The sequence below is a fragment of the Protofrankia sp. Cj5 genome (assembly GCF_917627405.1).
GTDB lineage: Bacteria > Actinomycetota > Actinomycetes > Frankiales > Frankiaceae > Protofrankia.
In genome coordinates this window covers 8,311-31,734 of the sequence record NZ_CAKJTO010000014.1, presented here as the reverse complement: position 1 = coordinate 31,734, position 23,424 = coordinate 8,311, and the positions used below count along the sequence as shown (strand labels likewise).

General features: G+C 68.3%; 19 protein-coding genes. 7 read left to right on the top strand and 12 right to left on the bottom strand.

Annotation, left to right across the window (positions count from 1 at the left end):
- Positions 1–9 precede the first annotated feature (9 nt).
- Both MJ777_RS05310 and MJ777_RS05305 read right to left on the bottom strand, forming a co-directional pair.
- Positions 10–777, bottom strand: a complete 768-nt coding sequence (locus MJ777_RS05310; protein ID WP_239310157.1) for a DUF5995 family protein — start codon at positions 775–777, stop codon at positions 10–12.
- Between the two features lie 253 nt (positions 778–1,030).
- A complete protein-coding gene (locus MJ777_RS05305; protein WP_239310156.1) occupies positions 1,031–4,015 on the bottom strand; it encodes a helix-turn-helix transcriptional regulator in 2,985 nt (994 codons plus the stop codon).
- Between the two features lie 445 nt (positions 4,016–4,460).
- Between MJ777_RS05305 and MJ777_RS05300 the strand changes: the two genes are divergently transcribed.
- On the top strand, positions 4,461–6,758 hold the full coding sequence (locus MJ777_RS05300; RefSeq protein WP_239373650.1) for an adenylate/guanylate cyclase domain-containing protein: 2,298 nt from the start codon (positions 4,461–4,463) through the stop codon (positions 6,756–6,758).
- On the top strand, positions 6,677–7,378 hold the full coding sequence (locus MJ777_RS05295) for a methyltransferase domain-containing protein (RefSeq protein WP_239310154.1): 702 nt from the start codon (positions 6,677–6,679) through the stop codon (positions 7,376–7,378). Before MJ777_RS05300 ends, MJ777_RS05295 begins: the two co-directional genes overlap by 82 nt.
- A gap of 131 nt (positions 7,379–7,509) precedes the next feature.
- Here the strand turns inward: MJ777_RS05295 and MJ777_RS05290 are convergent, their stop codons facing one another.
- Both MJ777_RS05290 and MJ777_RS05285 read right to left on the bottom strand, forming a co-directional pair.
- Complete coding sequence (locus MJ777_RS05290; RefSeq protein ID WP_239347100.1) at positions 7,510–8,208, bottom strand: enoyl-CoA hydratase-related protein; 699 nt, start codon at positions 8,206–8,208, stop codon at positions 7,510–7,512.
- Positions 8,209–8,579: 371 nt separating this feature from the next.
- Positions 8,580–9,293, bottom strand: a complete 714-nt coding sequence (locus tag MJ777_RS05285) for a TetR/AcrR family transcriptional regulator (protein WP_239310152.1) — start codon at positions 9,291–9,293, stop codon at positions 8,580–8,582.
- 392 nt (positions 9,294–9,685) lie between these two features.
- Between MJ777_RS05285 and panB the strand changes: the two genes are divergently transcribed.
- Entirely contained in the window at positions 9,686–10,630 is a 945-nt protein-coding gene (gene panB, locus MJ777_RS05280) for a 3-methyl-2-oxobutanoate hydroxymethyltransferase (protein ID WP_239310151.1), read from the top strand.
- Positions 10,631–10,748: 118 nt separating this feature from the next.
- Here the strand turns inward: panB and MJ777_RS05275 are convergent, their stop codons facing one another.
- Together MJ777_RS05275 and npdG are read right to left on the bottom strand one after the other, a co-directional pair.
- Positions 10,749–11,519, bottom strand: coding sequence for a helical backbone metal receptor (locus MJ777_RS05275; protein WP_239347103.1), 771 nt, complete (start codon positions 11,517–11,519; stop codon positions 10,749–10,751).
- 92 nt (positions 11,520–11,611) lie between these two features.
- Positions 11,612–12,292 (bottom strand): NADPH-dependent F420 reductase, encoded by a 681-nt coding sequence (gene npdG / locus MJ777_RS05270; protein ID WP_239310149.1) that lies wholly within the window; start codon positions 12,290–12,292, stop codon positions 11,612–11,614.
- 852 nt (positions 12,293–13,144) lie between these two features.
- Here npdG and MJ777_RS05265 point away from each other — a divergent pair.
- Entirely contained in the window at positions 13,145–13,363 is a 219-nt protein-coding gene (locus MJ777_RS05265; protein ID WP_239310148.1) for a hypothetical protein, read from the top strand.
- A 257-nt stretch (positions 13,364–13,620) separates the two neighbouring features.
- Here the strand turns inward: MJ777_RS05265 and MJ777_RS05260 are convergent, their stop codons facing one another.
- On the bottom strand, positions 13,621–14,586 hold the full coding sequence (locus MJ777_RS05260) for a site-specific tyrosine recombinase XerD (protein ID WP_239310147.1): 966 nt from the start codon (positions 14,584–14,586) through the stop codon (positions 13,621–13,623).
- Positions 14,587–14,873: 287 nt separating this feature from the next.
- On the opposite strand from MJ777_RS05260, the gene MJ777_RS05255 reads away from it, so the two are divergent.
- Both MJ777_RS05255 and MJ777_RS05250 read left to right on the top strand, forming a co-directional pair.
- Positions 14,874–15,500 carry a hypothetical protein gene (locus MJ777_RS05255; RefSeq protein WP_239373647.1) on the top strand — a complete coding sequence of 209 codons (627 nt, stop codon included), beginning with the start codon at positions 14,874–14,876 and terminating at the stop codon, positions 15,498–15,500.
- The gene (locus MJ777_RS05250; protein ID WP_239310145.1) at positions 15,497–16,426 is read left to right on the top strand and encodes a PKD domain-containing protein; all 930 of its coding nucleotides are present in this window, start codon (positions 15,497–15,499) and stop codon (positions 16,424–16,426) included. Before MJ777_RS05255 ends, MJ777_RS05250 begins: the two co-directional genes overlap by 4 nt.
- Positions 16,427–16,540: 114 nt before the next feature.
- Here the strand turns inward: MJ777_RS05250 and MJ777_RS05245 are convergent, their stop codons facing one another.
- The 5 genes from MJ777_RS05245 to MJ777_RS05225 form a co-directional block, all read right to left on the bottom strand.
- Positions 16,541–17,236, bottom strand: coding sequence for an NUDIX hydrolase (locus tag MJ777_RS05245; protein WP_239347108.1), 696 nt, complete (start codon positions 17,234–17,236; stop codon positions 16,541–16,543).
- Positions 17,233–18,984, bottom strand: a complete 1,752-nt coding sequence (locus MJ777_RS05240; protein WP_305039284.1) for a CTP synthase — start codon at positions 18,982–18,984, stop codon at positions 17,233–17,235. The genes MJ777_RS05245 and MJ777_RS05240 overlap by 4 nt, the downstream gene beginning before the upstream one ends.
- 140 nt (positions 18,985–19,124) lie before the next feature.
- Complete coding sequence (locus tag MJ777_RS05235; protein WP_239310143.1) at positions 19,125–19,568, bottom strand: PIN domain-containing protein; 444 nt, start codon at positions 19,566–19,568, stop codon at positions 19,125–19,127.
- Entirely contained in the window at positions 19,550–19,810 is a 261-nt protein-coding gene (locus tag MJ777_RS05230) for a hypothetical protein (protein WP_239310142.1), read from the bottom strand. Before MJ777_RS05230 ends, MJ777_RS05235 begins: the two co-directional genes overlap by 19 nt.
- Before the next feature lie 1,054 nt (positions 19,811–20,864).
- Positions 20,865–21,716, bottom strand: a complete 852-nt coding sequence (locus MJ777_RS05225) for a hypothetical protein (protein ID WP_239373644.1) — start codon at positions 21,714–21,716, stop codon at positions 20,865–20,867.
- Between the two features lie 151 nt (positions 21,717–21,867).
- Between MJ777_RS05225 and MJ777_RS05220 the strand changes: the two genes are divergently transcribed.
- On the top strand, positions 21,868–22,581 hold the full coding sequence (locus MJ777_RS05220; protein ID WP_239310140.1) for a hypothetical protein: 714 nt from the start codon (positions 21,868–21,870) through the stop codon (positions 22,579–22,581).
- Positions 22,582–23,424: the final 843 nt, after the last annotated feature.

The window sequence follows — 23,424 nt, the reverse complement described above, 5'->3', positions numbered from 1 at the left end:
ACCCAGGGCCTACTGCAGTAGCGCACCGATGGGAGAGAGCAGGGCACAGCCGATAAGCGCCGTGTGCCGGTCGAGCGAACTGCCCAGCCGGCGCAGTGCCTCCACATCGTCGCGTATCGACCACAACCGTTCCGCTTCCGTCCACGCAAGATTTCGGGTGAACTCCACGAGGCGATCCTCGTACCAGTCGTCGAGTCTCCCGTTCAGCCGGTCGATGAAGAGCTGCCAGGTCTTCAGGTAGCTGCGCCGCAACTCGGGTATCGCCTCGAAGAACACCTGGTTGATGAGAAGGTAGTCCTGATGCTGCGCCTCTTTCGACGGGCCGGACCCCAGCGCCTTCCAAGTCGAGAGCAGGGCGAACGGCAGATCGAAGTTGACATGCGCGTTCACTCCCGCGACCGCGGCGGGCAGGGCGTGCACGCCGCGGTCGTTCAGCCGCCTGAAAAGCACCTTCCAGGCCTCCGGAGTATCGGGATCCGACTCCCCCCAGAGGCGGAGCGCATTGAAGTAGCGCTTGGCGAACTCGACATCGAGCAGTGTCAGGAACCCCGGATCCTGGAAGTCCCCCTGCCGCAGGTGTTTAAGGATCATGCTGGTGATGGTCCAGTACAGGTGGTTGAAGTCGGCAATCGGGTTCTGCGCATTCTCCGGAGTTGCCTTCTGCAGCATCACCTTCAGCTCGCCCAACTGGGCGACAACATCGGAAACATCGCTGGGGTTGCCGGCGACGATGTTGGTGATCTCCTGCTGTACGGTTCCCCAGACCAGCTGCTTCATACGGCGCTCCACTTCGTCCTCGGCGCGGACCCATCGACATCATGCTTGTCAGCTTCGGTCCGGTCCACCGGTTTTATGGCGCCTTTGGGCGCGGGTCACCTGGCAGGAGCTTCAGGAGCCACCGCTCCGGCGTCCAGGTGCTCAGGTAGCAGGATTCCAACGCCCAGCCGTCAGGGCATCAGTGTAACGACGTATTTTGGGAAAATAGATTGTTTATCGTCGGCGCGCGCCTCTTTCAGTGCGGCGCGACAGCTCACTCTCGCCGTTGGTTGCGCTGGTAGATCGCCGTAGCCTGCACTCGGGTACGAACCCCTAGCTTCTCAAGGATATGTGTGATATGGACCCCGACGGTACGCGGGCTGATGTACAGGAGCTGCGCGATCTCGCGGTTACGGTCGCCGGCCGCGACCCGCGCGAGCACCTGTAGTTCCCGGTTGGTGAGAACCGCCAGTTCGTCGACGTATGCGCGCCGGCCAGCGGAAGGGGTCCCGGTGGCCGTGGCGGGGGACGCCACGCCAGGTTGACGCGGCGCGTCGTGCTCCCCGGCGACCGGTGGACCGGAGGCCGATCGCTCCGGCAATGGGACCCGCGCGCGCTCCGCCAAGCCCCTGATTTCTTCAAGAAAGGGATGGGCGCCGAGATCCGTGGCGGTGCGGTAAGCATCTTGCAGAGCATGGGTCGCTTCAGCATTCCGAGTACGTTGAGCGAAAAGCGCCTCAGCCTGACGCAGCCGAGCATACGCGGCCGGGTACGGATGCTTACGGCGTTCCCAGGCCTCCGCGGCCCGCGCCCACGCCGACGGTTCGGAGCGTCCTTCAAGCCGGCTGATCTCAGCCGAGCACAGCTCCTGGTAGCCGGTGACCGCCTCGCGTACCGGTCCGGCCGCGGTGGCGCTGTCACGAGCGATGCATGCAGCGACCTGGCACAGGCGGCGGACAGCCTGCCCGTCAGGCTCGGCGCCGCCGCTGCGGGCTTCCGCCTCGGCGCGCAGCCCGTGCCAGACCAGCGGAGCCTGGAGCCAGACATCGTCGGACCGGCTTTCGGCCAGGTCAAGCCCCTGTTGTATCGCGTCGCGGGCCTCGGCTGGCCGGCCGCGCCACATGGCGAGTCCAGCACGCAGAGTAAGCAGCGGCAAGATGTGCCGGGCGCCACCACCGGCAGCCAGCAGCGTGTCGATGGCTTCCAGGTCGCGTTCAGCGGCGTCCAGGTCACCGTAGCCGATGCGTACCCGGCAGCGGGCGAGTAGCAGCTCCACCGCGTCCGCGCCGGACGGCCGATGGTGGAAGGCCGCGGCTATCACCTCTTCCGCCTGCGCCCACCAGCCCAGCCGGAACAGGCCGTTGGCGGCCACGGCCAGCAACCGGGTGCCGTAGGTGCGGCCGAGTCCGTCCCGCTCGGCGCGGTCCGCGCCGTGGCGGGCCACCGCCACGCCCTCCTCCAGCTCGTTGAGCGGTCCGGTCAGCAACTCGGCCAGTTGAACGTACGTACGGGCGATGTCCACCAGACCACCGAGCCGCTCAGCCGTGCGCAGCGCGTCCCGTACGGTGACCACGCCCGCGGTGGGATCGTCCAGGTAGGCCTGGCTGGCGCCGAGCACGGCACCGGCGAGAACCACGGACGAGGCGGAGTCCTCGACGCCGCGGGCCAGCTCGAGAGCCTCACAGGCCCGCTTCCCGGCGTCAGCGTGGCGGCCCAGCAACAGCAACAGCTCCGCGGAGTGCGCCGCGGCGGTCGCCTTGTCCGGCGCGGTGCACCGATCGTCCTTCAGCGCTCGCTCGTACTCGACCTCGGCTTCGGTCAGGCGGCCGAGAGCCGCCAGGTAGCGGGCCCGGCGGATGTACACCCCCCACGGCGGCGGGGCCGCGCCGTACGCTCCCGGCTCTTCCAGCAAGGCCAGCGCCCGCTCATGCTCCCCACACCGATGGCCGGCTTCGGCGGTGCTCTGCCACAGCACGGTCATGTCGACATCGACCGATTCGCCACCACCCAGCTCCCTGGCCAGCTCCAGGGCGTCCGTCCAATGGTGGAAAGCCTCGGCCAGCCCGTGCAGCCGTTCGGCGTCCTCAGCGGCTGCCATGGCGGCCTGGAGCGAGCGGGCCCGCTCGCCGGCCAGCCGCCAGTGATAGGCCAGGCTTGCGTTCTGCAACCGCCCGCTGGACCGGGTCGACAGCGCTTCGGCGTACCGCCGGTGCAGCCGGACCCGCTCGCCCGGCAACAGGCCGGGCTCCAGCACTTCCTTGATCAGTCGGTGGTGGAACCAGTACCCCTCCTCAGCCGCCACCAGGATCCGCTTGTCCACCGCGGTCCGGATGGCCTGGATCAGCGGCACCTCCTCAAGGTCCACGACCTGAGCCAGCAGCTCGTGCTCCACCGGTTTCACCGCGGCGGCCAGCGCGCTCACCACGGTTCGCGCCGGTAACGGCAGCAGGGCCACCCGGGCGAGGACGATCTCCCGCAGCGTGTCGGACAGGCCCACGCGCCCATCGCGGGCGTCGCGGGCCAGCTCCTCCACGAAGAAGGGGTTCCCGCCGCTGCGCGTCCACACCAGATCCATCGCGGCTGGATCGAGCGGGCCTCCCACGATCGCGGTGGCCAGCCGCTCCGTCTCCGACTGGCCCAGCGGTGACAGCTCCACCAGGCGCACGGACCGCAACCGCCGCAGCTCCATCAGCATCAGCCGCAGCGGATCGCAGCCATGCAGGCTCTCCGCCCGTACCGCGCCGAGCAGGAGCAGCTGCACACCGCCCAGACCAGCCAACAGATAGAGCAGCAACTGCCGGGTGGTCCGATCGGCCCACTGCAGATCATCAATGATCAAAACAAGTATCCGGCCGTCGGCCACCGTGCCCAACCCGCGGGATAGCCGCTCCAGCAGCGCCCCAGCGCCATCGGAGCTGGTCGCCTCCCCATCCAGGATCTCCATGAGCTCCCGCAACACGGTGGCAGCCAGCGGCCTGGCCCGCTCCCATTCCGGCGAGACGCGCAGCAGGGCCTGCCGCAGCGGGTGCAGCGGCGAGGCGTCACCGATGTCCAGGCAGGAGCCGGACAGTACCACCGCGCCGGCCCGCGACATTTCCTCACCAGCCGCGGCCAGCAGGCGTGTCTTGCCCACACCGCTGTCCCCCACGACGAAGACGGCGGCGGTCTCCCCGTGCTCCACCTTGAGCAGCGCAGCCCGCAGGACCGCGAGGTCCTCGCTGCGGCCAATGAACGGGCACTCGCCCCCGGCCGGCCTCATAGGCCGCGGTGAGGTCGGCCGGATGTGTCAATCAGATCTCCGACATGAAGAGTGCAAGTTTCAGACATACGTCGTTCTACCGATCCTCGGATGGTCCTTTACTGGAACCGTTTCACCTGTCCGCTCGGCCAGGCAGCAGACGCCCGCGACGGGTGCCTGCGCGACCCGCCGGTACCCGGGCATAAGCCACCGGAAGATGTGGCTCCCCGCACGGGGGGTGTGGTAGTGGCTACGACAGGAGGAGATCATGGAAATTCCTGCGGGGCGAAAGACCGGTGACTGGTCGAACAGTTGCCATCCTTACATGGTGAACTGCCATCTTTGCACGATGAACGCGTACAGGCTGCCATGTCACAACGCAGCCGGTCCCGCTCGCCGATATCAAGCCCGCAGCGGCACCCCGCAGGAACCCCCGCCCATTAGGGCCACGCGGGAGGAGCGGCGGGTGGTTACCGTGCTCTTCGTGGACATGGTCGGCTTCACGTCGCTTGCCAGCAGCCTGGACCCGGAAGACGTGCGAGCGTTGCAGACCGAGTATTTCGCAGCCGTGACCGAGGTGGTTCACCGATGGAACGGCGTGGTGGAGAAGTATGTCGGGGACGCGGTCATGGCCGTTTTCGGCGTCCCACGTTCCGACGGGTACGACGCCTTCCGGGCGGTACGGGCCGGAATGCAGCTGCGGAAGGCTCTGCATGACAGGTTCATGCCGAGCGGACGGCTGGTGCGGACAAGGGTCGGGATCGCCACCGGTGAGGCATTGGTTGATCTCGCTGCCGCGGTGGACGGCGGTCAGGGGTTCGTCAGCGGCAACGTCGTGAACACGGCGGCACGGGTGCAGACTCACACCGCCGCGGATACCGTTATTGTCACCAATAGCACACACAACGCCACAAAATCTTTCATCCGATACCGGCAGCTGCCCCCGGCCACCGTCGCCGGTAAGCCGGAGCCGCTGGAGCTATGGCGGCCGCTCGAGGTCACGACCGGCCCGACAGCCGCAGATCATGGCAAGGAGGTTCCCCTGGTCGGCCGGCGGGCGGAACTCGGTGCCATGGCCGGATGGATCGAACGCGCTTACCGCGACGGAACACCACAGGTACTATCAGTAGTCGGGCCAGCTGGCAGCGGTAAGTCGCGCCTGGTCCGCGAACTGGCCCACCTCGTGGGCGCCGGCGCGGGAGAGCCGGTGCGGTGGCGGATCACCCGATGCTCACTCGACGGGAGCCTCGCCGAGGCACTCGCCGAGATGACGGGCGGCCCGGTGGCCGTCGACGGCGCCTCGAGCACCGTGGCCTCCCAGCAACCTGCCGTCCTGGTGATCGAGGACCTGCACTGTGCCGACGCCGCCACCACCGGTGCCGTACGGGAGCTGGTCACCACCGCGTCGCGGCCACAGCCCTCGGTGATTATCATCACATATCGGCCCGATATCCAGGATTTCTCCTGGTTCAGGGCCGACCACACCGTCCACGTGGGTTCGCTCGACGCCGCCGAGACGAGCCTGCTCCTGCGTCAGCTGCTGCACCGGGCCGGACAGCCGCCGACGCTCGTCCGCCAGCTGCTCCCGCTCGCCTGCGGAAACCCGATGTACGCCGAGGCATATGTCGAGGAGCTTGCCGGACAGGGCACGCCAGCTCGCTCGGACGCCGGCCTAGCGACGCCCGAGCCGGTGCGCGCCGCCGTATCGGCCCGGCTCGACCGGCTCGACCCAGCTGATCGGGCCGCGGTGTTCGCGGCCTCCGTCCTCGGTCAGCAGGTGACGGCCGGTGCGCTTGCCTTCCTGCTCCGGACCGATCGCGACCACGCGCGCACAGCCCTGCGCCGGCTGGAGAAGGCCAACCTGATCGTCCGGCAGCCGGTGTCCACCCTGACCGCCTGGCCCGAGTACAACTTCACGGATCCCGCGGTGAGCGCGGTGGCATACTCGCAGCTGCCGCGTACCGCCCGGACCGACCACCATGGCCGAGCCACTCAATGGCTGGACGGGCTGTCCCAGCTGACCCGTACGACCGGCGCCGAGCGACGTGCCCGCCCGCTGGGTGACCGTTCCCGATCTGACACGGGTACTGTGCGGCGTCGCACCACATCGTCATCTTCCCGCGGCACGGTGCGCGTTCGCCGGCCCAGCAGGCGGCATCGTCCCAACGCACGCCACGGCGGGCCGGACCTACCGGCCGATCGCCACGGCGGCGCGGCGGATCCCGCCCTTCGCTCGGCCTCCGCCGCTGTCCGGCTCGTCGGCTCCACGCCCGGCCGGACAGCGGCCCAGGGCCGTCGCCCCGGCAACGGCGTTGACCGAGGCGCCCGAGCCGGTCGGAGTACCGCGGCACGCCGGTGTCAGCGACCTCCGTGTGGGCGTGGCAGTCTCCGCCTTCAACCGGCCCAGGCCATCTCCGCCAGCACCCCGCAAAGTTTTGATGCGGTTCACCGGAGCGCTGGTCCGTGTCAGCTAGCGGACTGGAGGCGCGTTGTTCACCAAAATGTTGACCCGCCGGTCACAATAGACCGATGTCGCAGGATCCGACCATTCGCAGCCCGTTTTCCAATATTGATCAGATGCAACCGGGTTTCATCGATTCGATGCTCGCGGCCTTGGACGGAATGGCAGCCCATCCGGAGATACAACGGGTACGCAGGGCGGCGCAGCGGGCGCTGCGGCCAATGCCCGCCCAGCGGCTGCTTGACGCTGGATGCGGCGGCGGTGAGGTTGCCCGTACGATCGCCGCCAAAGTCGCGCCGGTAGGTGAGGTCATCGCCCTGGATTTCTCCACCGCCGCGCTGGCGGTAGCGGTCCAGCGACACGACGGCAGCGCCGTGCATTACGTCGAAGGCGACGTTGCCGCACTCGATTTCCCCGACAGCAGCTTCGACGGCGTGCGCTGCGAACGGGTATTGCAGCACGTCACGGACCCGGACCGGGCGATCGCCGAGCTTGTCCGGGTAACCCGGCCCGGTGGCCGGATATGCCTGATAGACACCGACTGGGAGTCGATGGCGGTCGACGGACTTCCCGAGGAGCTGGTGGCTGCCATGAAAGGGCACCTGTACAACCAGGTGCTGTGCCACCCCAGTATGGGCCGGACCCTGCGGCGGCGCCTGGTACGCGCGGGCGCGACGGAAATCGAAGCCACGCCGGTCACCTGCTGCTTCGCGGACCCGGGTGCGACGACCTCCGTACTGCCGATGTTCGATGCCCGGATATCGGCGGCGACCGGAATGATTCCCGACGGAATCCGTGGCGAGTGGTTCGCCGCGGTTGATACGGCCGCCGCCCGCAATGAGTTCCTCGCGACGCTGACCATCTGGGTGGCGACGGGCAGACGATCATATACGCCCAGCCACGCGGCCGAGGAATCATTATGACAACGGAATACAACTGGCGGAGATGGGCCCCGGCTGGCTGTCCTGGGTTCTTTTTCCGCTCATTGTGGGCGCAGCTGGAAAAAATCCGCCAGCGCTGCCCCGGCCGCGGGGCGGGCTTGGGCCGACGGCCTTCAGCGCTGGGTGGGCGGGGCCGACCCAGGCATGACTATCCGTTCTGGGATGCGCAGCGCGGCGAGGACATCCGCGTACATGCGGGACTTGATAGCCCCCAGCGTCCCGGCGGGCTTACCGGCCAGCGCCCTGGCCGCGTCGACCGCGGCCGGCAGCACCTTGCCCTCGTCGGCGACAGCGTCGATGATGCCGATGGCGAGCGCATCGTGGCCGCCGTACCGACGGCCGGTGGTCATCGCCTCATGCGCGGCGCGTACCGGCAGCCGTGCCTTGAGCAGTTCGGTCATCCCGATGGTGAACGAGAAGTCGATGTCCACCTCGGGCAGGCAGAAGTACCCGCGGTCGGCCCGCATCACCTGCTGGTCGTGAGCCAGCGCGAGCATCGCCCCCGCGGCGAACGTATGGCCCTGCAAGGCCGCGACGGTCGGCAACGGCAAAGACAGCACCCGGGCGAACAGCTCGTGCACCTGGACCAGGAACTGGTCAACCTCACCTAAGTTCCCAACCATCCACGCCAGGTCGAGCCCGTTCGACCAGATCCGACCACGGGCCGATGTGACCAGGGCTTTTGGTCCCGGCGCCGCCACCACCTCGTCGAGCAGCTGGTTCAGCTCACCGATCGAACCCGGGTTGAAGCGGTTCTCGCCGTCACCGAGATCGAGGACGAAGACCTCGCCGTCACGGGTCAGATCTGCCATCTGCTGTGCCTCCCAGAGGTATCCGGAGCGGCCCGGAACACTCGCGATCGGTTTGTTCCGACGGCACCGAAACGGCACCGGATCCGCTCTGTCCATCAGCTCGAGCGAGCCACGGTATTCGATCATCACATCCGCATGGCACGTCCGAGTAACGCCTGCCTCACACTCAGCGGGACGATATCTCGTTCAACGAGCCGACGCCCGGTTAGTACTCCAGCCGGACTTCCGCGCTCGTTCGAATCTGGCGGGCTGGGGCTGGGTGGCCGAGCTGCTCTGACTACCACGCCCACACATGCCCACGCGCCCGGCCCGGTCCCGCCGTCCGTGCTGGTCATCATTGCTGGACGCCGTCAGGCCAGCAAAGGTTCGCTTCACGGCAGAAAGGAAGGCGGGTGCCCCACAACCGCGGCGTCAGCCCGCGGCCAGCCGGAGCCGGACCGCTGAATGATCCCCCACAGGATGGTGTCGACCACGCACGCGATCCGGGAGCCGCTGACGTCGCTCGAGCGTCCGGTGTACTGCCAGTACGCGACGGAACCGATCAACATGTCCGTGACCAGATCAACGTCGGTGTCGGGGCTCAGCTCGCCCGAGGCAATGCCACCGCGCAGGACCGCGGCGACGCGCTCCCGCGCCGGAGCCATGACCCGCTCGCGGTAGGTCTCGAAAAGGTCCGGGTGCGTCTCTTTCTCCGCCAGGAGCCTGGGCATAATACGCCCGGACAGTGTCTGGATATTGTGCCGACGCACGGTGTTGAGCCATGCAACGAGATCATCCCGTATCGAGCCGGTCTCGACCCCCCCGGAGACGTTGGCAAGCGTTGCCAGCGCATCCGAAACCAGCGCATCCTTGCTCGGCCATCGTCGGTAAACCGTTGCTTTGCCGACACCAGCCCGCGCGGCGACCGCCTCCATCGACAGCCCGGTGAAACCGCTTTCGGCGAGTGCCTGTAAAGTGGCGCCGATAATAGCCTCATCACGGCGGGTGTCGCGAGGACGTCCCGGCGGGCGCAGCGGTGGGTCGGCTTGGACTGTTCGCGCCGGTCCAGACGACCGCCCGGCTGGCACCGTCACCGCGCGTGCCATATCGGCGCATGCCGTGTCGGCGCCCCGCCCCGGGGGCCCCCGAACCTCCTGCGCCGTGCCACACGCCGGGTCGCGTGTCGCATCGCCCGGACCCGTCTGCGTCCTACCCCGCCGTGCCCACAATGCATCATCGATCCCGCCGTCCGCCGTTTCGACCCGACCATCAGGACGTACCTCGATAATTCAAGATCGAAGCTTACGGTGAGGTGCGTCCAAACGCATTCGTTTGACAAGCCATCGTCCGGATGGGTCAACTTCCCCCGCCTAATCAGATCAACTGCCAGATCAGCAGGAAGCGGTTGGAACCGCGCACAGCGCGCATCCGCCGACGATGGCACCATGGTGAGCACGCCGGGACGCGCCAGCGCCTGGACGGACTCACAGGAGATCGGATGGAAACCTCAGCGGGAGTGTGTTCGCAGCTCACCTCGGTGGCTACGGAGGCGGCAACGCTGTACGGTGCGCCGATTACGGCCGAAGCATCGAGCACAGCCGGGGCATCGACCCAACCAGGCACGCTGGGTAGCCGCTGGCCCCGGCGGGGCAGGACAACTGTCCGGGACGTGCAGGCGGCCAAGAATCGCGGGGAGAAGTGGGCGATGCTCACCGCCTACGACGCGACCACCGCCCGGATCTTCGACGACGTGGGCATCCCCGTGCTACTTGTCGGCGACTCAGCGGCCAACGTCATCTACGGCTACGACACCACCGTTCCCGTCACCGTTGACGAGATGCTGCCGCTGGTGCGGGCGGTCACGCGCGGGAGCACCCACGCGATGGTCGTCGCGGACCTGCCCTTCGGTTCCTACCAGGGGTCGGTGGAACAGGCCCTGGCCACCGCGGCGCGCTTCCTGAAGGACGGCGGCGCCCAGGCCGTCAAGCTGGAGGGCGGCGCTCGGGTCGTACCACAGGTCTCCGCGCTGGTCACGGCCGGCGTCCCGGTAATGGCCCACCTCGGGCTGACCCCCCAGAGCGTGAACATCTTCGGTGGCTACCGGGTGCAGGGACGCGGGGATGCCGGCGACGCGCTGCTCGCGGACGCGCTCGCGCTGGAGGCCGCCGGCGCGTTCGCCATTGTGCTCGAGGTCGTCCCGGCCGAGCTGGCTTGCCGAGTGAGCAAAGAACTGACCATTCCGGTCATCGGCATCGGCGCGGGCGCCGACTGCGACGCGCAGGTTCTGGTCTGGCAGGACATGGCGGGGCTCAGCGGCGATGATGGCCCCAGGTTCGTCAAGCGCTACGCCGACCTGCGCTCGACGCTCGCGGACGCGGCGCTGCGGTTCACCCGGGAGGTCCGCGGCGGCACCTTCCCCACGGTCGAACACACGTATTCCTGATATTCCCGGCTGAACGGCAGAGGCTCCGGCGGTAGGACGTTCGATCAGGCAGCGGCGTCCGGGTGGATGGATCACGCCGCCGGCGGCTTCCCGGCCGCCGGTGCCGGCAGAAACGCGGTCATGAATTTCTCCAGGCGTCCGGCAACTGGGTGACAAGCTGCGCGCCGAGCACCGCGCGGGCTGACACCAGCGATGGTCCATACCAGGTCAGGTGACGGCCTGACACGCATACCGCCGGCGTTCCCGCAAACGCCTCCGGCCCGTCTGTCGGGCTGAACGGATACGGCTCGTCGGGCAGCACCACGAGTTCGCAGGTGGTCACGTCGTCCAGGCGTATCCGGGGATACCGCTCGGGATGGTCGGCCAGCACGTTGTCGACACCAAGCCGGCGCAGGAGGTCACCCGCGAAGGTTGCACGCCCCAGCGCCATCCAGGGCCGTCGCCACACCGGAATCAGCGCGGTCCGCCGGCGGCCGGTGTACGGCGCCGCCCATGCCGCGCGTGCGGCGTCCAGCCACCGGGGCCGAGCGAGCCCGCAGGCATGGCGCAACATACGCTCGAGGCTCACCAGCGCGGCGTCCACCGTGGTCGGCGCGGTCACCCACACCGGTATCCCGGCGGCCCGCAACCTATCAAGATCAATTTTTCGGTTCTCCTCGGCGTTGGCACAGACGACATCCGGCGCGAGCGACACGACCTTGGAAAGATCTGGGTTCTTCGTCCCGCGGACGCGCACCACGTCCAGCCCGGCCGGGCGGACACACCAGTCGGTCGCACCGACCAGGAGCCCGGGTCCGGTGACCGCGATGGCCTCGGTGAGGCTCGGCACGAGCGAGACCACACGGGCAACCCGGCCGGGTACGTCGACCGCGAACCCCAGATCATCCATCCTGTGATGATCCAGGAAAGACGCCGGTTCCGCGCGGTGGCACGCATCGGAAGGCACCGTGGCAACGCCAGGCCCCGCCGGCGGCACCGGTTCTACACGTCTGTCACACGCAGGCCCGCGTGCGCCTTGTAGCGCCTGTTCACCGAGATCAAGTTCGCGGTCAGGCCCTCCACCGAAGCCGCGTTCCGCAACTTGCCGGCGTAGACCCCGCGCATCCCGGCGATCCTGGCGGCAAGAGCCTGGACGGTGTCGGTGGCGTGGCGGTCATCGCCCAGCACGAGGATGTCGGTATTCACCTCGTCAACCGTCTCATCCGCCAACAGCACCGCACTGACATGGTGGAACGCGGCGACGATCGTGCTGTCCGGCAGCAGCGCCGCGGCCTGCTGGGCAGCGCTGCCCTCGGGAACCGGTAGCACGAACGCGCCACCCTTGTCGAAACCGAGCGGGTTCACGCAGTCCACCACGATCTTGCCCGTCAGTTCCGGGCGAAGACTGACCAGCAGTTCCCCATGGCCTTCCCAGGGCACCGCGACGATCACGATGTCACCCCGGGCGGCAGCGGCGGAGTTGTCCGCGCCGGTGACAGCCAGACCGGCCGCGTTCAACTGCGCGGCGACATCCCGCGCGCGATCGGCCGAACGCGAGCCCAGTACAACCTCGTTGCCGGCGATCGCGAGCCGGCGACCGAGACCACGGCCCTGCGGGCCGGTGCCGCCGAGAATCGAGACCGTCAACAGCGAGACATCAGGCAGATCGTGAGGTGAGCCCATAGCCGTATCCTGCCGCACAACCCGCTTTCGGGGCGCCGTGACCGCACCCGGCTGATCGCCATTGATCCGTTCGGTGATCCGTCCTGTACAGGAGTTAAGAGCGCCCGGCAATAGGGGTGTGGACCAAGGAGCGGGGCTGGGGTGCGTGCATCGCGAGGCGGAGGAGGGAGCCACCCTGGTGTTGGGTGGCGACCGACGACAACGACGCGAAGTGCGTGCCCTGGCCCCGCGACGCCGCTCCCCTGTTGCCGGGCGCTCTAAGAGCGGCCGGCAACAGGGGCGTGGATCACGGGGGCGGGGGCACGCAACGCGAAGCAATCAGGTGGCGGGCGAAGCGATCGAAGATCCATCGGACCCGCCCTACGACGTGTTCCGGAAGCCGTCGTTCGATCAGGGAGCCGGACAGATGACTTTCGCAACACGCCCTAGCCCGGACCCGCCAGGATCATCCGTGATGATAGCCGTACAGCCTGATTTACCCTCAGGTACCCCCCCGCATCCGACCCGCGGGCGGATGCGGGACTATGCCTTCACAACACGACAGCTACGAACATTGATCAGCTACAAACATTGATCGCTTCGCGGAAGGTCGGCAGCCATCGAGGGCGGAGTCGTTTCGTAGATGCGGAGCCGTTTCGAAGATGCAGTTGTGCCGAACGGGCAAAGGAGTAGCGGAAGGTGAACGACGTAAACAGCTCCATGGCCGCGACCCTTCGCGAACAAGAAATCACGTTGCGTGATATCCATAGTGTGCTGGGGAACCCCGGGCGCGCGTCGTTCGATGACGGGTCGTACCGTTCCATTCCACGAACAGCGGTAAGATCCACGGAGTCAGGCGGGAGAGGTCGAGCAATGGCGGACGTATCGGTTCGCTTCGCGATGACGAACGACAGCGAAGTGGTGCTCAACCTGTCGCTGCCGCAGGCACTGCGCCTGATGGAGGCGATCGCACGCAAGGTCGGTGAGACTCTCACCGAACGCAGCACCCAGAACGTGGGTGGGGTGGGGGGCGTACCCGCGCCCGCGCCCTCCAACGGCATGCCGAGTCTGGGGCCCTACACCCCGTCCTGAAGCCGTCAGGGACCACGTGTGTCACCCCAGCCGGTCAGCGTTGCGCGAGGCTCAGCGGGCTCGCCCGTCAGGCACTGACAGCGCACTCGGCTGACAGCGCACTCGGCTGACGGCTGTGACCGACGGGCACGCACGGCCGTGCCGCCAGCCGGGTGGCGGTGGGAGCCGCCGTCACCCGGCCGTTTCCACCTGCCCGCGGACCGTGCCTGTCTCCCGGCTGACAGGCACCTCGTCCTTATCGATCGGTGTCCCTTCGATCAGCCCCGCCGCGGTCGCTCACTGCTCAATGCCCGCGGATGCGATGTCGCGTACACCTCGCGCAGCCGGTCCACCGTGACCAGCGTGTAGATCTGGGTCGTGCTGACTGACGCATGACCCAGCAGCTCCTGCACGACCCGGACGTCCGCCCCGCCGTCGAGCAGATGCGTCGCGAAAGAATGGCGCAGCACATGTGGTGACACGCCGTCCACCCCAGCCGCGAGTGCCGCGGTCCGCAGCACCGTCCATGCGCTCTGCCGCGACAGCCGGGTTCCCCGGCGGGACAGGAACACCGCCGGGGACGCCCGCCGGCTCGCCAGGACCGGTCGGGCCCGGATCAGGTACGCCGACAGAGCTTCCTCGGCGTACCGGCCGAGTGGGACGACTCTGGCCCGGCCGCCCTTGCCCTGCAGACGCACGGACGCCCCGTCCAGATCAAGGTCGTCGACGTCGAGACCCACGGCTTCCGATATCCGCGCTCCCGTGCCGTACAGCAGCTCCAGCAGCGCGACGGCCCGCAGCCGCCGGCCACTCTCCAGCGGATCGCTGCCCGCCGGGCCGGACGCCGCGGCGAGCACAGCTGTCACCTGGTCCACCGTGAGTGCTCTGGGCAGCCGGCGTGGCGGGGCCGGCGGGCGTACCGGCTGGGACACGTCGCAGGTGACGTCGCCCTCCTGAGCGGCGAAACGATGCAGCGACCGGACCGCGACCAGCATTCTGGCCACCGACGACGCGGCGAGCGGCGGATGCCCCTGCCTGCCTTCGCGCAGCGTGGCCGCGAACTCCGCCACCTCGGACTCGTCAACGTCGTCCAGCGACCGAATCTGGCGGGCGCTCAGATGCTCAAGGTATCGGCGAAGATCACGCCGGTAGGCGAGAACGGAGTTGCGGGCGAGCCCGCGCTCTCCTTCCAGATGGTCGAGGAAGCGCTGAACCACGGGCCACGGGTCTGCCTGGGCGTTCATCCGCACACCGTCATCCGCGCACCATGCGTACCATGCGCGCCGCCTCGGCGGCACGCACACGGCCAGCGGCACCGCCGTCACCAACAGCGGAGCCGTCACGAACAGCAGAATCGCCGGCCATGCCACCATCCGGTATGTCTGCGCTCACCATCGACGTGAGTGTAGGTGTACGACGGACAACATCCACCGACATCGCGCCGATCGCCCGTGCCCGGGTCGAGCGACCCACCGGCGACGAGTTTCATGGATGCTGTCCATATCGATGATGATTTGAGGCTATTCTCCTGATGGTGCGGAAAGAAAGCAGACAGTTACGATACGCCTGTCTCCTGTCGACCGCAGCCCTCCTCATCCTGATGAGCGCTGGTTGCGGCGGCAGCGATGCCGCGACCGGCGCCTCGGCTCCACCCAAGGCGCAGGCGCTGGGCGCGGCCGGGACGCGCGGCGCGGCACCGGCGGACGACCGCGCTGGGGCCGCGGCCCCCAGCGCGACGCTGTCCACCCCGGCCTCCCCTGACCCGGCCCAGGCGGCGCTGACCACGGTCGACGCATACTTCGAGGAGATCAACAGGGCCAGTCTGGAAGGACGTGTGGCGGATGTGAGCGCAACGGCCATGCCCGGATGCCAGACCTGTGTACTCGATATCGGGGTTACCCAGAACTTTCACAACCAGGGCGGACACACCGATGTCGGCCCGCTCGCCGTCAGCCCGGTGACCATGGGCCCGGCTGGCGAGAAAGCAATCACCGCGCAGATGACCGTGGCCATCAGAGCGGTCCGGGTACTGGACACGGCTGGTAAGGTCATCCGGACCTATCCAGCGCAACCACCGCGCGCCGCGGCGGCCGTGCTGTGGCTTACCACCGCGGGCTGGCGCATCGAGAACTTCCTGTACTCCAAGGGGCCGTCATGACGGCACATCCGGATCACCGCGCACGGTGCCACCACGGCTCAGGCCGGCGCGGCTCAGGCCACCGCACCCGCGCCCCAGGTCTGGCCGCTGGCACCATCAGCCGGCTGTCAGTGGTCATCTGCCTGGTCGCCGCCGTTTTTCTGCCGACGTCCGCCACAGCTCACGCGGCACCGGACCCACAACCCGGTTCCCTCTGCGCGGCCATGTGGGGATACTGCGACACCCGCGCCACCGACAACGGTTACATCTACGCTTTCAGCGGCGGGCGGCTGCACAAGGTGCCCACAGCCGTCGGGACCGCCAGACCGGCGGACTCCTGCGCGGACTGCCCTGTCCGTCTCGACTTCTGCAACGTCGGCCCGGAGACAACCGGTTTCGAGCAGCTGCTCTGGGCCGCTTTCCCGGAAGCCGCGGCGGACACCCACGCGCTGTGCAACCCGCAGGCCATTGCCGCCGCCCCGACGCTCGCCCAGGTACAGGCCTCGCTGGTCAACTATCTGCGAGAACAGGCGCTGCCCAGACCCACGCTGGTCGTCCAGCCGAACGGGCGAAGTTTTGCCAACCTGCCCACCGTGCTCTACACGCCGGTGCCGCCGAGCTTCACCTTCAACGTCGACCAGCCGCTGCTGGCCACCATCAGCGCGGTGCCTCACTACCGCTGGGACTTCGGCGACGGGACGCTCGGGCCCGACTCGCCCGGCCGCCCGTTCGACCCGGCGATCTCGCCCAGGGAGCACCCGGAGGCCTACGTCGCACACGCCTACCGCCAGCCCGGGACCTACCCGATCACGCTGACGGTGACCTGGCAGGGGACGTTCGCGGTACCCGGCGTCGGGCAGGCGTTCCCCCTCGCTCCGGTAACGCTGGCCGCGAACGCCGCCGTTGTCGTGGACGAGGCCAGCGGCGTCCTCACCGGCAACAACTGACCGAGCAAACACCTGATCGACAGTGGCTGCCAGCCGACCTGACGCTGTGCGCGCCCGGCGGATGCCCGGCGGGAGCACCGCCGGGCGCGCACAGCCAACCAACGGGGATCGGGGTCAACCGACGGGATCGGGACGGTCCGGCCAGGGCGCGTCCACCAGACGCAGCCGGGTGAACCCGTGCGCGCGGGCGGTCACCGCCGCCAGCAGGCCGACAACAGCCATGGCGTTGGTGATCGAACCCTCCAGGACCTGACTCACGGCCTTGTCAAGATCTATCCGGGTGACTTGCATGTCCGCCTCCTCATGAACGCGGACATGCTGCTCTGACAGGGGAATCGCCGCCAGGTCGCGGGCGAGGAAGAGCCGGTACGCCTCGTTGGTCATGCCCGGCGACGCGAGGACGTCGACCAGCAGGTCCCAACGGCCGGCCGTGAGGTTCGCCTCCTCGGCGAGCTCACGTGCGGCGGCCTCGACCGGCGGTTCCCCGGGCACGTCCAGGATGCCGGCAGGCAGCTCCCACAGCGGCCGGCGGACCGGATGGCGGTACTGATGCACCATCACCACCCGGTCGGCCTCGTCGAGCGCCACCACCCCGACCGCTCCCGGATGCACGACGACATCACGCTGGGAGACGCCACCATCCGGCATCCGCACCGTGTCCCGGCGTACCGCGATGATCCGTCCGGTGAAGGCGACCTCGCTCTCAACGACCTCGTAGCGATGCCCGGTCGCGGACCGGTAGGCCACGGCGTGGTCGACGACGTCCGCGGCGGGCTCGTTCGCCGCTACACCACCACCATGCGCAGTCATGACGACACCAGCTCCTCGCCGTTGCGTTCACCAGACGCTCCGCGCCCGTCCAGGGGGCCGATCCCGTGGGCCGCCAGGTCAGCCGAAACCTCAACCGGCAGCACTCCGGTGCGCCGTTCCGCATGGGTCACCGCCGCCGCGGCCAACGCCTCAAACAGCGGGTGGGCGCGGGTCGGCCGCGACCGGAACTCCGGGTGCGCCTGGGTTCCCACATAGAACGGATTACTGTCGGTCGCAAGTTCGACGACCTCGACGAGCCGCCCGTCCGGTGACGTTCCCGAGATCACCAGCCCGGCGGCGACAAGCCGATCACGGTAGTCGTTGTTGACCTCATAGCGATGCCGGTGCCGCTCGCCGGCCTCGGCAACCCCGTACACCCGCCGGGCCAGCGTCCCCGGTGCCAGCACGCACGGGTAGAGGCCCAGGCGCATGGTGCCGCCCATCTCCCGCTCACCGGCGACCACCGCCCGCTGGTCCGCCATCGTGGAAATCACCGGGTGCGCAGTGTCCGGGTCGAACTCGGTCGAGTTCGCTCCCGTGAGCCCCGCCATGTTGCGGGCCGCCTCGATCACCATGCACTGCAGGCCCAGGCACAGCCCAAGCGCCGGGATGGCGTTCGTCCGCGCGTGGCGCAGGGCCTCGATCTTCCCCTCGATCCCGCGGATGCCGAAACCACCCGGTACGAGCACGCCGTCCACACCGTCCAGCGCGGACGCGGTGCTCTCCGGCGACGAGCAGGAGTCCGAGGGCACCCAGCGGATCTCCACCCGGGTGTTCACCGCGAATCCACCCGCACGCAACGCCTCGGTCACCGACAGGTAGGCGTCCGGCAGGTCGACGTACTTCCCGACGATCGCGACGGTGACCACTTCGGCCGGGCGGTGGACGCGGTGCAGCAGGGTGTCCCACTCGGTCCAGTCGACATCGCGGAAGGGCAGGCCCAACCGGCGGACCGCGTAGGCGTCGAGCCCCTCACGGTGCAGCACCTTCGGGATGTCGTAGATCGAGGCCGCGTCCGGCGCGCCGACCACAGCCTCGTCGTCCACGTCACACATCAAAGCAATCTTGTTCTTGAGCGCGGCCGGCAACGGGCGGTCGGACCGGGCGACCACCGCGTCCGGCTGCAGGCCGATGCTGCGCAACGCGGCCACCGAGTGCTGCGTCGGCTTGGTCTTGAGCTCCCCCGAAGGGGCCAGGTAGGGCACCAGGCTCACGTGCACGGTCAGGACGTTGTCGCGCCCCACCTCGTGGCGGACCTGCCGGATCGCCTCCAGGTAGGGCAACGACTCGATGTCACCGACGGTCCCGCCGACCTCGGTGATGACGACGTCCACCGCGTCGGTCGCGAGCCGGCGGATGCGGTCCTTGATCTCATCGGTGATGTGCGGGACGACCTGCACGGTCTGTCCGAGATAGCCGCCGCGCCGTTCGCGGGCGATCACCTCCGAGTAGACCTGGCCAGTGGTGACGTTGGCGCTGCCGTCGAGGTCGACGTCCAGGAAGCGCTCGTAGTGGCCGATGTCGAGGTCGGTCTCGGCACCGTCGCTGGTGACGAAGACCTCCCCGTGCTGGAACGGGTTCATCGTGCCGGGATCGACGTTGAGGTAGGGATCGAGCTTCTGCATGGTGACCCGGAGGCCACGTGCCTTGAGGAGACGACCGAGGCTGGAGGCGGTGAGCCCCTTACCGAGACTGGAGGCCACGCCTCCGGTCACAAAAATGTGCCTGGTCACGTGCGCCTGCGCCACGCTGAGACCCTTCCGTGGGTATCGCCGGCCGGATCCATACCTGGCCAGTCCACGGGATTTCACGGTAACACCCCCGCCCGCGGCCCGCTCACGCGCAGATCCCCGACGCCGGCACCGGCCAGGCTCAGACCTCGACCGGCTCAGACCTTGACCGGCTTGACCCGCTGTTGGGGTGGCACGCCCGGCTCGGTGGTGAGCACCGCGAGGTCCTCGGGATCGGACGTCAGCACCAGCACCGGTCGCGGCTGCTCCAGCGCTGTCGCGGCCACGACTGCATCGACGGCGTAGCGGTGGCCGTCGAGCCCGGTCTCGTCGAGGAGTGCCGCGGCGCGCTTGGCAATGTCCTCGGTCACCGCGACGATCCGGATACGGGATGCAGCCCATGCCAGCGCTTCGCGCCGTGGATCATCGGGCCGCCGCACCTCCACCAGCGTAAGCGTGGATGCGATCACCACCGCACCACGAAGCCGTGCGGCTTCGACCCGGCGCACCACGTCGCCATCCCTGTCGGCGAGAAGCGACAGCCCCTGTGAGTCCAGCACCAGGGTGCCGCCGCCGGGAGTGCTCAGTCGGCGTCGGGCCATTCGGCCAGAGCCTCCCGCACCCCGTCGACGTCAAGGGGGCCATGCTCGTGCTCGTAGTCCTCGACGATCTCCTGCAGCTGCCGCATGTGGACCCAATGCGCGAGCGCCTCGGTGGCCGCGGCGGAGAACCCACGCGGCCCGGTACGCGCCTCGACCTCACGGACCAGGTCTTCCGGGAAGGACGTGCTGCGTTTGACCGCACGCCCGGTGAAGGGCGGCTCCGCGGCAGAGGTGACGGCCATGCCGTCATTATTGCCACTTCCAGTAGCAATCGCAAGATCAATTCACTAAGAGCGCCCGGCAATAGGGGTGTGGATCAAGGAGCAGGGCTGGGGTGCGTGCATCGCGAGGCGGCGGAGGGAGTCACCGGAGGTGTTGGGTGGCGACCGACGAGCCGGGGTACCCGTGCATCGCGCAGCGATGGATGGGGAGCGATGCGGCGAGGTGCGTGCCCCAGCCCCGCGACGCCGCGTCCCCTATTGCCGGTCGCTCTTAATATCGCCCGCTTTCGTGGGTCTCGCAGGTCACGGGCGTGCCGTTCCTCGTTGATCTCACCGTCTCGCCGTAATGGATCTTCCGGCGGGCGCTTCCCGGATCGAACGCCGGAACGGCAACGACCCGGGCTCGGTGCTCGAACACCAACCCCGGGTCTTGATCCCCAACCCTGCGCAGACAGGAGTCAGAGACCCATGAACACGATCCCAAACAGCCGCCGGTCCGGTCCTACCGAGTCGCATTTCAGCGGCCTGTTGATGGCACATCCGGCTGACCGGGCACGCGTCGACCTGCCCCCCGCCCGGCTCGGACCTGTTCATCCTGCGACCCTCGCTCGTCCTACCGGCCGGTGTACAGATCTGCGCGGACCTCGCCAGCGGGGACGCGGACGCGGCGACCTGGCGGTCATCCCTCGCGGTGGAAGCGACCTACGCCTCCCTGTGGCACAAAAAGCGCAACCGGGGCGGGCCAGACCCGCGATGACCACCGTCGCTGCCGCCTGCGCGCGCTGACCGTAGCCGGTCGAGCGAGCGGACACGATACCCGACCGGTAGACCGCACGTTCCCGTCACCGACCGGGCGTCGTCGTGTCCCGCGAACACCGTTTGTCTGACTCACGGTCACAGTTCCGGCTGAGCTGATCTCCTCCGTCGGGCGGGCAGGCTACGCCCTACCCCGGGTTCTCCCGGCCGGGCAAGGGGCGCCGGATCAACCCCCGTCGGAACCTCGCCGTGCGACCCTTGAAACCGTAGAGAAAGTTTGCGACAGGCGACGGGCTCACGCGCGCCTTGCTGGTGGCAGCTATGTCAGGCGCCACGTGGCGTAACTGCGTGCCAGGGTCGCTCGGTTGTGAGCGGCGCGGTTGTCTGACTGAGCGGCACGTATGCTCCACAGCCCGGCCACGTAGCAGGCGAAGGCGTTGAGGTCGTCGTCAGTGGCGCCAGCCCAGCAGGTCAGCCTGGACGCCCACTGCTCGGCCTGCTGCGGGGAGTGTCCGGCGCCGATGAGACGGATGACCATGCATGCGGCGTCTACCCAGCCGGCGCCTTGTGCCGGCCAGCCCCAGTCGACCACCCAGATCCGATCCTTTCTGATCATGAACTGGTGGGCATGCAGGTCAGTGTGGATCAGTCGGTCCCCTGCAACGGCGTCGACTACGGTGCTCGCGTGGACGGCTGCCGTGGCTACGTCCCATCCGGGGAAAGCGCTCGCTGGTCGTGCCGTCAAGTCCGCCCACCAATCCGTGTTGCGCCATCGCTCGGAAAGCGAGCGCAGGCCCTCGCCGGCCCGGCGGGCGATGTCGTCGACGACGTCGCCAATACGGGGTAGGTCGGGGGAGTCAGACGCGAGGTCCGCCGGGCGGCCGGTCGCGTGCTCGAAGCCGACAAGCAGCCAGTCATCGACCTGGCATGCGAACTGCGGCCTCGGCGCGATGCCTGCGGCGAGGTGCCCGAATGTGTGCTCGTTGCGGAGCCAGCGTGCCCGCCTGCCGTCGCCGTGGACGGCTTTGACGAACAGCCGCTGCTTACCCGCATCCACGACTGCGGCGAGGTCGCAGCCGTCCCCCACGTCCACCGTGTCGGCGGACATAATGGGTCCGGTCTGTGCCTCGACCGCGTCGCGGACCTGCGCTGGCAGGTCATTCCACTGCATAGGAAAGGTCGACTCCATTACTTGGGGATACGGCTGTCCTTGTTCTCGTCGCCGTCCTTGCCGCTTGCCGAGCAGCCGTCAGGGTCGCACGTGGCGCTCGTCTGCCACAGCTCGTGGTCGAGGTATCCGGCCTGTTGGGGTCTGTCACCCGTTGACCGGCCGGCTGCTGTGCACCTGCGGGGCACCGATGCACGGCATCGGGCGGATCAACCACAGTCAACCGCAGCGGTACTGCCGCCGCTACGGCAAAAGCCATCCCGGGCGGGTCCGCTGCCTCGAGCCCACCGTGGTGGCGGACCTGGCCGAGGCCACCGTGTGGGAACAGGTCCGGGCGGTCCTCGCCGATCCGGAGTATCTGGCCTCGGTCGCCGGGGACCACGCCGGACTGATCGCCACCCACGGCGGTGGCGACACCGACGCGATCACCAAAGCCGACGGAGAGATCCACCGGCTACAGCAGGCGCTCACGACCACGATCGTGAACCTGTCCGCTGCCGGGCTCGACGCGGACACCGTGGCGGCGGCGTCCCGTAACCTGCAAACCAAACTGAGTACCGCCAAGGCACATCGTCAGACCCTCGCGGATCGCCACGCACAGGCGGCGTCGTACGCGCAACAGGTCCAAGCGGTCCGGGACCTGGCAGCTGTCGCGTCCACCCGGTTGGCGACCGCGACCATGGAGGAGGGCCAGGACCTGTATGCCCTCCTCAGCATCCAGATAAAGATTGTGGACAACCGGCGGGGTGCACCGCTACGGCTCGCCCTGACCGGAACCCTTGATCACACCGAAGCCCTGAACGCGACCGAATCCGCGCACCCACAAGAGCGGGCGCCATACCGCTCCGGGTCCCGGGCACCTGCCTGACGCCGCAAACCCGAAATGGCTGGTCATCGCCGCACCGGCCTGACTGGGTGGGAAGCAATGGGCACGATTACGTCGGCAGGCCGTGCGGGCCGGGCTGGTACGCGACCGCAGCCGACTCGAACAGGGTCAAACGAGATCAAACTGGCGGCGTCCGGTCAGACCATCCCGAGTCCGGCGGAGGCTCAGCGTCGGGACCATAACCAGGCGCCCAGATCGTCTCGTAGTGCGGGCAGCGATCGACCACCGCACCAGGAAGCTCACCTTTTGCGCCGCCGCTACTTCTCGCGCGGGCACGTACGGCACCGCGCGCCCGTCGGCACTCCTTGCACTGCACCCGGACCGCTGTGACCATTTGCTCGGGTTCACCCGCCCGCTCGGTAGTCATCGGCTTGCGACCGTGCCCCGACCGTTGCAGCGCAGGCAGGTCATCCGGTCAGCACCAGAGAAACCGCCGTCCCCGTCGGTCTCAACGTGGTCCCGTTCCACCTCTCCGCTGCCCGAACAGCGTGGGCAGGTCATCGTGCCGCGGTCGACGGAATGAGACGAGGTGTAGTCCTTCCCGCCCCGCTTCGTGCCGCCACTGCCCGACGACGCTCCGCCGCCGGTATTTCCCCGCTTGTTCCAAACCACGACTTCAGAGTAGACGACACTGCGTGTCCGGGGAAGTACATGGCGTACTTCCGTGAGCCCTCAATCCATTCCCACGACAGCGCCATCTCACCGGCTGACTCGGGTCGCAACGTCACACCCCGTCGTGCTGAAGAGCTGACCGAAAGAGCGGATAGCCATGATTCTCCGGCCGCTACCTTCACTTCGCCGTGCCGCCGAGCGGCAGGATCCAGC